The organism is Mesorhizobium sp. AA23, from assembly GCF_001672435.1.
GTDB lineage: Bacteria > Pseudomonadota > Alphaproteobacteria > Rhizobiales > Rhizobiaceae > Mesorhizobium.
Window position 1 is genome coordinate 661,695 of record NZ_LYTP01000001.1, and the last position, 12,924, is coordinate 674,618.

At 64.0% G+C, this 12,924-nt stretch carries 12 protein-coding genes and 1 pseudogene; 3 read left to right on the forward strand and 10 right to left on the reverse strand.

The window, feature by feature from the left end:
- Positions 1-24: 24 nt before the first annotated feature.
- The 6 genes and pseudogenes from A9K66_RS03205 to A9K66_RS03230 form a co-directional block, all read right to left on the reverse strand.
- Positions 25-1,098 (reverse strand): annotated as a pseudogene (locus tag A9K66_RS03205) (ABC transporter ATP-binding protein); the annotation flags it as partial.
- Positions 1,098-2,489, reverse strand: a complete 1,392-nt coding sequence (livM, locus tag A9K66_RS03210) for a high-affinity branched-chain amino acid ABC transporter permease LivM (protein WP_067319513.1) — start codon at positions 2,487-2,489, stop codon at positions 1,098-1,100. The gene livM and the pseudogene A9K66_RS03205, both read right to left, overlap by 1 nt.
- A gap of 5 nt (positions 2,490-2,494) precedes the next feature.
- Entirely contained in the window at positions 2,495-3,397 is a 903-nt protein-coding gene (locus tag A9K66_RS03215) for a branched-chain amino acid ABC transporter permease LivH (RefSeq protein WP_067001669.1), read from the reverse strand.
- Between the two features lie 453 nt (positions 3,398-3,850).
- Positions 3,851-4,852, reverse strand: a complete 1,002-nt coding sequence (locus A9K66_RS03220) for a 4-hydroxyproline epimerase (RefSeq protein WP_067319515.1) — start codon at positions 4,850-4,852, stop codon at positions 3,851-3,853.
- 36 nt (positions 4,853-4,888) lie between these two features.
- Entirely contained in the window at positions 4,889-6,205 is a 1,317-nt protein-coding gene (locus tag A9K66_RS03225) for an FAD-dependent oxidoreductase (RefSeq protein WP_067319517.1), read from the reverse strand.
- Between the two features lie 64 nt (positions 6,206-6,269).
- The gene (locus A9K66_RS03230; RefSeq protein ID WP_067319518.1) at positions 6,270-7,163 is read right to left on the reverse strand and encodes a dihydrodipicolinate synthase family protein; all 894 of its coding nucleotides are present in this window, start codon (positions 7,161-7,163) and stop codon (positions 6,270-6,272) included.
- 115 nt (positions 7,164-7,278) lie between these two features.
- Here A9K66_RS03230 and A9K66_RS03235 point away from each other — a divergent pair, with 115 nt between their 5' ends.
- Positions 7,279-7,938, forward strand: coding sequence for a GntR family transcriptional regulator (locus tag A9K66_RS03235; RefSeq protein WP_067319520.1), 660 nt, complete (start codon positions 7,279-7,281; stop codon positions 7,936-7,938).
- Positions 7,939-7,980: 42 nt separating this feature from the next.
- Here A9K66_RS03235 and A9K66_RS03240 read toward each other — a convergent pair whose 3' ends face one another.
- From A9K66_RS03240 to A9K66_RS03255, 3 genes are all read right to left on the reverse strand, one after another.
- Complete coding sequence (locus A9K66_RS03240; RefSeq protein ID WP_067319522.1) at positions 7,981-8,298, reverse strand: hypothetical protein; 318 nt, start codon at positions 8,296-8,298, stop codon at positions 7,981-7,983.
- 241 nt (positions 8,299-8,539) lie between these two features.
- Positions 8,540-8,839, reverse strand: coding sequence for a hypothetical protein (locus tag A9K66_RS03250; protein WP_067001648.1), 300 nt, complete (start codon positions 8,837-8,839; stop codon positions 8,540-8,542).
- A 419-nt stretch (positions 8,840-9,258) separates the two neighbouring features.
- On the reverse strand, positions 9,259-10,755 hold the full coding sequence (locus A9K66_RS03255) for a CoA-acylating methylmalonate-semialdehyde dehydrogenase (protein WP_067319526.1): 1,497 nt from the start codon (positions 10,753-10,755) through the stop codon (positions 9,259-9,261).
- Positions 10,756-11,121: 366 nt separating this feature from the next.
- Here A9K66_RS03255 and A9K66_RS03260 point away from each other — a divergent pair, with 366 nt between their 5' ends.
- On the forward strand, positions 11,122-12,003 hold the full coding sequence (locus A9K66_RS03260; protein WP_067319528.1) for a LysR family transcriptional regulator: 882 nt from the start codon (positions 11,122-11,124) through the stop codon (positions 12,001-12,003).
- Positions 12,004-12,040: 37 nt separating this feature from the next.
- Here the strand turns inward: A9K66_RS03260 and A9K66_RS03265 are convergent, their stop codons facing one another.
- Positions 12,041-12,418 (reverse strand): hypothetical protein, encoded by a 378-nt coding sequence (locus A9K66_RS03265; RefSeq protein ID WP_156750996.1) that lies wholly within the window; start codon positions 12,416-12,418, stop codon positions 12,041-12,043.
- Here A9K66_RS03265 and A9K66_RS03270 point away from each other — a divergent pair.
- Positions 12,417-12,857: a hypothetical protein gene (locus tag A9K66_RS03270; RefSeq protein WP_067319532.1), complete on the forward strand. Its 441-nt coding sequence runs from the start codon at positions 12,417-12,419 to the stop codon at positions 12,855-12,857. The two genes, A9K66_RS03265 and A9K66_RS03270, sit on opposite strands and share 2 nt — an antisense overlap.
- Positions 12,858-12,924 lie beyond the last annotated feature (67 nt).

Genomic DNA, 12,924 nt, shown 5'->3' on the forward strand with positions numbered 1-12,924 from the left:
CCCTCCGCGCGGCTTGGCTGTCGAGGATTTCGCGGCTGGCTTGCCCGTGGCCCGCTCGGACGACTTTCTTGGCGTTTTGGCCTTGGCATCGACCTGAGCCGCTTTCGAGGCGCCTCTCGATACCATGACCCGTTCGCCCTCGTCCGCGTGTTCGACAGTATCGGAAACCGGCCCCGCCATCATCGAGGCGGAACTGCCCGGCCCGTGCGCCGCATCAGGCCCGGTATCGAGCTGCTCGATGACATCCTCGTCGCCGACTTCGGTCAGCACCTCTTCCACTTCCTCGTCGTCGACACCGAGATAGGCGGCAATCACGCGCGGATCGGTCCGGACCGACTGCGGGCTGCCGTCGGAGATCTTGCGGCCGTATTCCAGCACCACGACATGGTCGGAGATCTGCATGACCACCGACATGTCGTGCTCGATGAGCAGGATCGACGTGCCGGTGTTGTCCTTGATGTCCATCAGCAGTTCATTGAGCGAGGCCGATTCCTTCGGATTGAGACCGGCGGCCGGCTCGTCGAGGCACAAAAGCTCAGGTCCGGTGCACATGGCGCGCGCGATCTCCAGCCGCCGTTGCGCGCCATAGGGCAGGTCGCCGGCCGGATCGTCGGCGCGGTCGACGAGATTGGCCTTTTCCAGCCAGTGCTTGGCGAGATCGATCGATTCAGCCGAGGCCTGCCGGTAGCTGGAGAAGCCGAACAGGCCGAGGAAGGTATAGCCCGAGGCCTTCATCAGCTTGTTGTGCTGGGCGACCAGGAGGTTCTCCAGCAGCGTCATGCCCGAGAATAGGCGGATGTTCTGGAAGGTGCGCGCCACCTTGGCGCGCGCGGGGATCTCGTGATTGGGCAGGCGCTCGAGCAAATAGTTCGAGCCGTCGCGCCGGCTGAGCGTGATCATGCCTTCCGAAGGTTTGTAGAAGCCGGTGATGCAATTGAACACGGTCGTCTTGCCGGCGCCGTTCGGTCCGATCAGCGCGGTGATCTCGCCGCGCTTGGCCTGGAACGACAGGTCGCCGATGGCGATCAGGCCGCCGAACTTCATCGACAGATGCTCGACCTGCAGGATGAAGTCGTTCATGGAAACTTGCGCGTTCATCAGCCGTGGCCCTCCTTGGTGAAGGAGCCTGAGACCGCTTTTCGCTCCTTGAGGAAGGCTGTTGGTTCTCGACTGCCCACGAAGCCGCGCGGCTTCCACAGCATGACGATCACCATCGCAACGCCGAACAATAGCATGCGGTAGAGCTCCGGCGTGAAGTCCGGACCGAACACCACCTTGAGGAAGCCCAGCTCGCGCAGGATCTCGGTGCCGCCGATCATCACCAGTGCCGCCACCGCGATGCCGCCCAACGAGCCCATGCCGCCGAGCACGACGATGGCCAGGATGATCGCCGATTCAAGGAAGACGAAGGATTCCGGGCTGACGAAGCCCTGGCGCGCGGCGAAGAACGAGCCGGCGAAGCCGCCGAACATGGCGCCGGTGGCGAACGCCGTCAGCTTGGTGGTGGTGGTATTGATGCCGAGCGAGCGGCAGGCGATCTCGTCCTCGCGCAGCGCTTCCCAGGCGCGGCCCACCGGCAGGCGGCGCAGCCTGATGGTGACGAAGGCGGTGAGGAAGCAGAGCGCCAGAATGAGATAATAGAGGAAGATCTTGTAGTAGGCGCCGGACTGAGCGATCCCCAGCACCTTGGCGATGTAGTTCGGGTCCGAGACGTTGAACGACATGAGCCCGAAGAAGGAGACCTTCGGGATGCCGGAAATGCCGGCCGAGCCATTGGTCACCTCACGCCAGTTGATCAGCACCAGACGGATGATCTCGCCGAAGGCGAGCGTGACGATAGCCAGATAGTCGCCGCGCAGCCGCAGCACCGGGAAGCCGAGCATGACGCCCCAGAAGGCGGCCATGGCGCCGGCGGCAGGCAGCAGGATCCAGAACGACAGGCCAAAATGCGTGCCGAGCAGCGCATAGGCATAGGCGCCAACGGCGTAAAAGGCGACATAGCCGAGGTCGAGCAGGCCGGCTAGCCCGATGACGATGTTGAGGCCCCAGGCCAGCATCACATAAATCAGGATCTGGATGCCGAAATTGTCGACCCATTTCAGCGAGCCCTGGAAGCCGAACAGGAGCACCATCACCACTGGATAGAGGATCAGCACCGTGGCGCCGATCTTGTTGAAGTTTCGCCGCACGAAGCCGGGCTCCACGGCGATCGCAGGCGCCTTGGCCCTTTCAGCCCTTGATCGTTCGAGCGCAGGAACCGCATAGGCAACATAGAGGAAGCGCCCGACGACAACGGCGAGAACCACCAGGGCGAGCAGGCCCCAGCGCTGCACCAGGATCAGCTCGTTGTTGATGTTCTGATCGGTCCTGAGACCGATGAACAGCACGAACAGGCCGAGCGCGATGGCGCCGGCGTAGAGCGCTTCGCGGAACGCGCGCTGGATGGGAGTAGCGACGACGTCGCGCTCCGGAGAAACGGTAACGGCCATGAGGATCAGACCTTTTCGACTTCAGGCCGGCCCAGGATGCCGGAGGGCAGGAAGATGAGCACGATCGCCAGGATCGAGAAGGCCGCGACGTCCTTGTAGTCGATCGAGAAATAGGCCGACCACATGCTCTCGATGAAGCCGATCAAAAGCCCGCCGAGCACTGCGCCCGGCAGCGAGCCGATGCCGCCAAGCACCGCCGCCGTGAAGGCCTTCACGCCCGGCACGAAACCGTCTGAGAAGACCACCACGCCATAATACATCAAGAAAAGCGTCCCGGCGACCGCGGCAAGCGCTGCGCCCATGATGAAGGTGATGGAGATTGTGCGGTCGACGTCGACGCCAAGCAGCGCCGCCATCTTGCGGTCCTGCTCGCAGGCGCGCTGCGCCCGCCCCAATGCCGTCCTGTTGACGAGATACCAGAAGATCGCCAGCAGCACGGCAGTGACGAGCACGATGATGATCTGCTTCAGCGAGACGCTGATGCCGTCGATCGTATAGACCTGGCTGACCAGCGGCGGGATCGGCTTGTTGCGCGGGCCTTGCGTGACCTGCACGAAGTTGGACAGGGCGATCGACATGCCGATGGCGGTGATCAGCGGCGCGAGCCGGAACGATCCGCGCAGCGGCCTGTAGGCCACCTTCTCGATCGTCCAGTTGTAAAGACTGGTGAGCAGCATGCCCACGATCATCATGATGAGGAGCGCCACCACCACCGGCACCGAATAGAACATCGCGCCGAGGATCAGGAAGACGATGAGGGCCGTGAAGGCGCCCACCATGAAGATATCGCCATGGGCGAAATTGATCATGCCGATGATGCCGTAGACCATCGTGTAGCCGATCGCGATCAGCCCGTAGATAGATCCCAGCGTCAGCCCGTTGATAAGCTGCTGGACGAAATACTGCATATTTAAGCGGCTCCCCTGGAATGTCGCCTTCGAGGACGCATTCCTTTTCGTATTGCCCCTAGTCGTAAAGTTTCAAGCCCGGATTGCAACGTGATTTTTCAATCGCCGCGCGTGGTTTGGAAGCACGCTGCCCGATTGCCCGCTTTCTCGCACCCGGCCACTGGACTATCGCGGACCCTATCATTGGCACAACGCAATGTCTTTGACGATTAAGCCGTATCATGCGCGTCGTTTCGAAGAAATCGCCGTCAAAATAAATTGATGAGAAGATTCCTTGCGTCAGCAGCAGCGCTCGATTTTGCCGTCCCGCGCATTCCGCCAAGTCAGGATTCTGCCCGGTATGACGGTCATGTGACGGCGAGGCGAACGGCGGCCGAAATCACCTTTGCCGATTGGTTCGGTAGTCAGGTTTCGACGAACGACGAGGCGGCCTGACGCGCCGAACGGGAGCGATCAGGTGACGATGAACCCGTGCGCGAACGGATCGCGGTCGTCGATGAAGATGGTGTTCAGTCCGGTCATGCGCGCCCAGCCGCCGATCGAGGGGATGATGGCTGGTTTGCCGGCAACGCTGACCTCCTTTTCGACCCTGCCCTTGAACAGCGAGCCGATGATCGACTCATGGACAAAACTGTCGCCGACCTCGAGCCTGCCCTTGGCGTGGAGCTGCGCCATGCGCGCCGAGGTGCCGGTGCCGCAAGGCGAGCGGTCGATCGCCTTGTCGCCATAGAACACGGCATTGCGGGCATCGGCCTCGGCATCTCTCGGCTTGCCGGTCCACAGCATGTGCGACAGCCGGTTGATGCCCGGGTTCTCCGGATGCACGAACGAGTATTTCTCGTTCAGGCGCTGGCGCACAAGCGGGCTCCAGGCGATGAGGTCGGCGGCCGAATGGTCGGCCATGTCGCGGTAGTTCTCCTGCGGCTCGACGATGGCATAGAAATTGCCGCCATAAGCGACGTCGACGCTGATCTCGCCAAGCACCGGGCACTCCACCGACAGCCCTTCGGCGTAAAGGAAGGACGGCACGTTGGTGATGCGCACCTCCTCGACATATTCGCCGACCTGTTTGTATTCGGCGACGACTAGGCCGGCCGGCGTGTCGAGCCTGAGCACGCCCGGCGTCTTCGGCCTCACCAGCCCATGCTCGATCGCCATCGTCACGGTGCCGATGGTGCCGTGGCCGCACATCGGCAGGCAGCCCGAGGTTTCGATGAAGAGGATCGCGATATCGCAGTCCTCGCGCGTCGGCGGATAGAGGATCGAGCCGGACATCACGTCATGACCGCGCGGCTCGAACATCAGCCCGGTCCGGATCCAGTCATATTCGGCGAGGAAATGCGCCCGCCGTTCCATCATCGTCGCGCCTTCTAGCAGTGGGCCGCCGCCGGCAACCAGCCTCACCGGATTGCCGCAGGTGTGGCCGTCGATGCAGAAGAAGGATGTCTTGGCCATGATGGCTCCCTGAAATATCAGAATTCTGGCGAATTGTCAGAACCGTTGCGGGCGGAAAGGAGTGAGATCGATCGGCGGCTCCTGCCCGAGAAGGAGATCTCGGATCGAGCGGCCGGTCGCTGCCGCCTGGGTCAGGCCGAGATGGCCGTGGCCGAAAGCGTAGACGATGTTCGGCGCCCGCGCCCTGCCGATGACCGGCAGCGAATCCGGCAGCGATGGCCGGAAGCCCATCCACTCGCGGCCGCCCGACGGATCGAGCCCGGGCAGGAAACGCTTGGCTTTTTCCAGCATCGCCTTCGAGCGCGCGAAATTCGGCGCTCGTTCGATGCCTCCCAGCTCGACGGCGCCGCCGACGCGCAAGCCGGTTTCCAGCGGCGTGATGACGAAGCCGTGCCCGGAAAAGATCAACTGCCGCTTCACGTCGAAGGCCGACACCGGCAGCGTGGTGTTGTAACCGCGCTCGGTCTCCAGCGGGATGCGGTCGCCGATATCTTTGGCCAGCAGATGCGACCAGGCGCCGGCGGCGATCACGAGCTGCTTCGCTTTTCGGGCCGTGCCGTCCGCAAGCATAAGCGTGACGCCGTTTGTTCCGGTCCCGATACGCTCGACGCGCGCGTGCTCGAAGCGCGCGCCGAGCCGCTCCGCATAGGCCCAGATCGCCTTGCCGAGCAGTTTCGGATCGGCGACTGTCTTCCACCCCGGCACGAAGGTGCCCTTGACGAAGCGCGGCGAAAGACCCGGCTGCAGCGCCGCCATCCCCTCACCCTCGACATGGCGGAAGCCTATGCCGAAACGTTCGCGCGCCCTCCAGCCGGACAGCGAGGCGCGGAACTCGGCCTCGCTTTCGTAGAGTTCGAGCGAGCCGTCCTCATGCAGCATCGGCCGCGTGCCGGAGCGGTCGAGCAAACCCATCCATTCGGCTTCGGCGAGCTTCATCATGCCGGCCTGCGCCGCAAGGCTCGCCTCGAAGTGCCTGGCGGCGCCCGCGCGCCAGAAGCGGAACAGCCAGGGAAGAAGTTTAGGCAGATAGGCCGGCGGGATGGCAAGAGGCCCCAGCGGATCGGCAAGCCATTTCGGCAACTGCCTGATCATCCCCTTATGCGCCAGCGGCAGCACGTCAGAGAAGGCGAAGGCGGCAGCGTTGCCGGAGCTCGTCTCCTCGCAAATGCCCGTCCGATCGAAAATGGTGACGCTGCGTCCCGCCTCCGCGAGCAAGGTGGCGGCGCAAATGCCGATGATGCCGCCGCCGATGATGGCGATATCTTCCCCTTCTCCCCGGTCACGGGGAGAAGGCGCCCGACGGGCGGATGAAGGGCGGCGCCCCTCTTCGGTCGGCTTGGCATTTCCTTGCACGCTGGCGCTGTCCCTCGTCTGTCTGCCGCCATCTACTTCCCCCGTGAACGGGAGCAGAAAGCTATCAGAACGCCGGCAGTTCCGGCCGCGCGGCCAGCGCATCCCTGACGATCTTTTCCACCGCCTTCCGGCGCTCGCCCGACAGCGGCTGGCGCGGCATGCGAACGCGGTCATTGGTACCGATCGCCAGCACTTCGGCAAGCTTGATGTTTTGGACCAGGTAGGTCGAGACATCGAGGTCGAGCAGTGGCCTGAACCAGCGGTAAATCTTCAGCGCTTCTTCGCGGCGACCTTTTCTCATCAACTGATAGATGGCGACGGTCTCACGCGGGAAGGCCGTGACAAGGCCCGCCACCCAGCCGATGGCGCCGACCGACAGCGCCTCGAAGGCGAGGTTGTCGACGCCGGTGAAGAGGTCGTAGCGGTCGCCGAGGCGATTGATGATCTCGGTCGAGCGGCGGATGTCGTCCGACGATTCCTTGATTGCGACGAAGCGCTTGTCGGACGCCAGCTCCTCCATCAGGTCGACAGTGACGTCGACGCGATAGGCGAGCCGGTTGGAGTAGATCATGACAGGCAGGTCGCCGGCCTCCGCGACGGCGCGAAGTGCGGCGACCGTCTCTTCGGCATTGGTGTGGTAGATCGGGCTCGGCACCACCATCAGGCCGTTGGCGCCTTCCTTGGCTGCGCGGCGTGCGATGCTTGCCGCCTCGCGGGTGCCGGGTTCGTTGACGGTCAGAAGCACCGGCTTTGTCCCGGCGACCTTCTGCGCCGTCTTCAGCACTTCGATCTTCTCGTCATGCGACAGCATTGGCCCTTCGCCGAGCGAGCCGCAGACGATGATGCCGTCGCAGCCGGCCTCCATCTGCAAGGAGAAACAACGCTCCATTTCGGCATGATCGAGGCGGTCGTCGGGGGTGAATTTGGTCGTGACTGCAGGGAAAACTCCGGCCCACATGGCTATCGCTCCGTCTGATATATCAGCGGTATATTTATTAAGACGCGGGCTGTCAATGCTGAATCCGCTATGATATATGAAAAATATATCAGGAGCTGGCCCATTGATATCCGCATTGATATCCAACGACACGAGCGCAACCTTCGAGCCGGTTGCGACCAGGGCCTATCGTGTGCTGGAGCACATGATCGTCACTCTTGAACTGGCGCCTTCAAGCTTCGTCACCGAAGGCGCGCTGATCGAGCGGCTCGGCTTCGGCCGTACCCCGGTGCGCGAGGCGATCCAGAGGCTGGCCTGGGAAGGCTTACTCGACGTCAGACCACGCGCCGGCATCGCGGTCGCTCCGCTCCACCCCGGCGACTGGCTGCGCGTTATCGATGCCAGGCGCGGCATCGAGGTGGTGCTTGCCCGCTCGGCCGCCCGCTTCGTCACCCGCGAGGCGGCCGACCTGTTTCACGAAGCAGCCCTTGCCATGCAGAAGGCAGTGATCTCCGGCAACGTGCTTTCCTTCATTCAGGCCGACAAGCAACTTGACGAGGCGCTGGCGATCGCCGCCGACAATCCATTCGCGGCGCGCGTGGCGGCGCCCTTGCAGACGCACAGCCGGCGCTTCTGGTTCCGCTACAAGGCGGATACCGGGCTCGCCGAATCGGCCGAGCACCACGTCGCGCTGATCCGCTCGATCCTCGACGGCGACGAGGAAGCCGCCGCCAAGGACGCCAATAAATTGATGGCGCTGCTGCGCCACCACGCCGAGGCGGCCGCGACGCGCTGACCGGAGCGGTTCCGGCTTAACTTAACTGTCCGGTTACGCAGTTCACCCGCCCGGGTGCCGGACCGCGGTGGCCAGCGTGTGCTCCCATCCCTCGCCGGCCGCCAGGATGCAACTCTGGCCCTTAACGTCGGTCATCAGGATGGTCCAGGTTCCGCTCGCCGACACAAACACCTCGAAGATGGCGACGTCTCCACCCAGGCCATAGCCCAGCCGCTTCTCTTCGAACGTCTCTGCCAGCCCCGCGACCAGATCGTCATGGCCCCCGCAGAGGACTTGCGCCTGCACCGGGACTGCCGGCAAAGCCATGACGGCGCCGGCGACTGCCGCCTTCACCACTCGGAACGAAAATCTGCGTGCCATGGGCACCTCCTTCGCCGTGGCATTCCGGCAAAAGAGGCACATTCGGCCGCCTCAGTGTGCCGGAACGCTCCAGGCCGGACTCGACGTCGCCATCACGTCACTCCTTCTGGTTTCCGGTCTGTCGCAGGGAGATTTATCACTCCCTGCATTCGATATGGTGAAGCTGCGCCCGGTAGACAAGCGGGCGTTGATGCGGGCGCCGGCGCGGCTTTCACTGAACGAGCCGTGGCGCCAGTGAGTGTTAGGCTCCCGGCACGGCTGCCGTGATCGTCGGGCTGTCCCAGCCTTCACCAACGGACAGGATGCAGCTCTGCCCCTTGGTATCGGAGGCAAGAACGGTCCAACTGCCTTGGTCGGAGACAAAGATCTCGAGCACGACGTTCGGATTGATCAGCCCGCGCCCTGCCTCGCTTTCGTGGAACTTGTCGCCGAGCGCCTTGATGATGTCGGCGCGTGGTGCGCATTGTGCTGCCGCATTGGCCTGGCCGACCGACAGCGCTGCCGCCGCAAGGCACATCGTCGCCATAAGAAATCGTGTCATCCGACACCTCCTCGCGCCAGACGAGAACCCCGGCTGCCACCGGCGCTGTTTGATTGGCCTGCACGCATGGCAGGAATACAGCCTAAGGCGAATGGCGGCCTGTTGGTTCCATGGAATCATTAGGAGGTGCGGATGCAGCCTCGACATGTCTCGTCGCAAATCATGCATCTGAAGTTGCAAGCGACGACCGGGCGAGACGACAAGCTACGCCAAATATCGATGAGGTGAAGGACAACCAGCCTCCTCTGCAAGGCCCCAAACAGAAAGCGCGGGTGCAAACCGCGCTTTCTCACGAGGCTCTCGAAAAAAAACCGTCCGGTCAGTTCATCGTCGGGATGACGAACTCGGCGCCGTCCTTGATGCCTGCCGCGTGCCCGCAGCCGCAACGCGGCGAGGACGCGCGGCCGAAAACCGTACGGTCAGTTCATCGTCGGGATGACGAACTCGGCGCCGTCCTTGATGCCGGACGGCCAGCGCGAGGTGACCGTCTTGGTCTTGGTGTAGAAGCGGAACGCGTCCGGGCCGTGCTGGTTGAGGTCGCCGAAGGAAGACGCCTTCCAGCCGCCGAAGGTGTAGTAGGCGATCGGCACCGGGATCGGCACGTTGACGCCGACCATGCCGACCTGGACCCTGGAAGCAAAGTCACGCGCGGCGTCGCCGTCGCGGGTGAAGATGGCGACGCCGTTGCCCATCTCGTGGTCGTTGGCGAGGTTGATGGCGTTCTCATAGGTCGGCGCGCGCACCACCGAAAGCACCGGCCCGAAGATCTCTTCCTTGTAGATGCGCATCTCCGGCGTCACGTTGTCGAACAGGCAGCCGCCCATGTAGTAGCCGTTCTCGTAGCCCTGCATCTTGAAGCCGCGGCCATCGACAACCAGCTTGGCGCCTTCCTTGACACCGATATCGACATAGCCCTTGACGCGTTCCAGGGCTTGGCGTGTCACCAGCGGGCCGAAATCGGCCGAGGAGTCGGTCGACGGACCGACCTTCAGGCTTTCGACGCGCGGTACCAGCTTTTCCATCAGCCGGTTCGCGGTGTCGTTGCCGACCGGCACGGCCACCGAGATCGCCATGCAGCGCTCGCCGGCCGAGCCGTAGCCGGCGCCGACCAGCGCGTCGACCGTCTGGTCCATGTCGGCGTCGGGCATGATGATCATGTGGTTCTTGGCGCCGCCGAAGCACTGCACGCGTTTTCCCGCCGCGCAGCCGCGCGCATAGATGTACTGCGCAATCGGCGTTGACCCGACGAAGCCGACGGCTTTGATGTCCGGATCGTCGAGGATGGCGTCGACCACTTCCTTGTCGCCGTTGACCACGTTCAGCACGCCTTCCGGCAGGCCGGCCTCGATGAACAGCTCGGCGATGCGGATCGGCACGCCCGGGTCGCGCTCCGAAGGCTTCAGGATGAAGGCGTTGCCGCAGGCGATCGCCGGCGCGATCTTCCACAGCGGGATCATCGCCGGGAAGTTGAACGGCGTGATGCCGGCGACGACGCCGAGCGGCTGGCGCATCGAATAGGTGTCGATGCCCGGACCGGCGCCGTCGGTGAACTCGCCCTTCATCATATGCGGCGCGCCGATGCAGACCTCGACCACTTCGAGGCCACGCTGGATGTCCCCGCGCGCGTCGGCAATGGTCTTGCCATGCTCGCGCGCCAGGATGTCGGCCAGCTCGTCATAGTCGCGCTGGACCAGTTCGAGAAACTTCATCAGCACGCGCACGCGGCGCTGCGGGTTGGTGGCGCCCCACTTGATCTGCGCGGCCTTGGCGTTCTCGACCGCGGCGCGCAGCTCCTGCGCCGAGGCCAGCGCCACCGTAGCGCGCACCGAGCCGTCCATCGGCTGCATGACGTCCTGCTTGCGGCCGCTGGTGCCGGCGACACGCTTGCCGCCAATGAAATGACCGTACTCGATCATGGGTTCTCTCCCTGTTTTGATGATGAGGCATTGTCCGCCTTTGCGTCCGCAATGGCAACGCGAGCTAGAACGCAACCGTTGTGCGCGAAATAGACAGCGGCAGTCGGACGTGCATTAATTGCCGCAAAAGGTTCGGTCATTGAAAGGATCGAAGATTGAGTTCCTTCACACCCCCCTCTGTCCTGCCGGACATCTCCCGCGCATGGGGGGAGATTGGCAGTTTCATCGCCGGGGCTCATCCTGCACCGTTGGCGATTGGCGAAAGCGAACGCGACATCCGATCTCCCCCCTTGCGGGGGAGATGTCCGGCAGGACAGAGGGGGGTGGGCGGGAACGCAGCGCTGGCGACTAACCTGGACCATCCCCATGAACTGGGATGATGTCCGCATCTTCCTCGCCGTGGCGCGCGCCGGCCAGATCCTCGGCGCGGCAAAACGTCTGGAGCTCAACCACGCCACCGTCTCGCGACGGCTCGCGGCGCTCGAGGAAGCGCTGCGGACGAAACTCTTCCGCCGCCTGACCACCGGCACCGAGCTGACGCCGGCCGGCGAGCGCTTCCTCGACATCGCCGAGCGCATGGAGAGCGACATGATCGCCGCGCGATCGACCATCGCCGGCGAGGGCGACGACGTCTCCGGCACGGTGCGCATCGGCGCTCCCGACGGTTTCGGTGTCGCCTTCCTCGCCAAGCGTTTGGGCGAGCTGACGGCGCTCCACCGCGAGCTCACCATCCAGCTGGTGCCGGTGCCGCGCTCCTTCTCCCTGTCGCGGCGCGAGGCCGACATCGCGATTGCCGTAGAGCGGCCGACCGAGGGCCGATTGGTGGCGGGGAAGCTCGTCGACTATACGCTCGGCCTGTTCGCCTCCCGCACCTATGCGGAAGCCAACGGCCTACCGAAGTCAGCAGCCGAGCTCGATCGGCACACGCTGATCGGCTATGTGCCCGACCTCATCGTCAGCCCTTCGCTCGACTATGCCGCGGAGTTCAGCCCGGGCTGGCGCACCAGCTTCGCCATCTCGTCAGCGCTTGGCCAGGCGGAGGCGGTGCGCTCGGGCGCCGGCATCGGCATCCTGCATACCTTCGTCGCCCGCTCGATGCCGGAGCTGGTGCCGGTAGACATCGTCGCGCCCATCCGCCGCGCGTACTGGCTGGTCTATCACGAATCAGTGAGGCCGCTGCGCCGGGTCCAGCTCGTCGCCAATTTCATCACCAGGGCGGTGGAGCGGGAAAAGGGGTTGTTCGTCTGATGCCGCCAAAAAAAGCCGACCCGCTTTGGAACCGCCTTCAAGGCGCATCGAGGACGAAAGAATTCACAACCTCGTCGGCCTCAGCGGCGAACGGCGCCCACATCCGGCCGGCTTCCTCGGCGCTGTTGCCCATGAGCCCGCAGTTGACTAAGCCGTAGTGGCGGTCGCGTATCGAAATCGCGATCCTGGCGTGGCCGTAGAAGCTGACATCGCCGTCGCCGAGGTGGAAATCCATGTCAGCCATCCGCACGGGATAGCCGTCCGGGAGTCGCGCCAGCCTGTCGTTGCTGAAACTGGCCGAACCGAAGGCGGAGCCGACCTGCCTTGCGCTTGCCACAAAATCGGCCAGTGTGGCACCAGTACTTCGCCATGCCATGGCAGGCGAGGGGGAATCTGGGAAAGCCGGCGCAGACATGCGAGCCATTCTTGCCATCCTGCCGCTGCTTTGCCTCTCCGGCTGCGCCAATCCGTGGGCCAGGGTTCCCGAAGCGGAACTGCCGAAGTCGATCCGCAATGCGATGGCCCGCCCCTCGCCTTTCGTCTTCGGCAATTATTGCGGTCCCGGAACCCGTACCGGCGATCTCTCGGCCACCCCGGTCGACCGGCTCGATGCCGCCTGCCGGATCCACGATGCCTGCTATATCGCCCGCCACAATCATTGCGATTGCGACGGCGCGCTGATCGCTTCGGCAAGGACGATCCGCGGCGACAAGACGGCGCCAAGGAAGATGCGCGGCAAGGCCGAGCTCTTGATAGCCACCTTCGCGCTTCCGGTCTGCAAGGTCTTTCCGCAGGGCTTCATGCCGCCGCGCGACCCCGCCCAGCTCAAGGTCATGAACGGGGCGACCGGGTGAGACCGGGAGCCGTCGTGACAAGGCTGCTGCTTGGCCTGGCGCTGACCGCGCTCGCCGGATGCGCCGG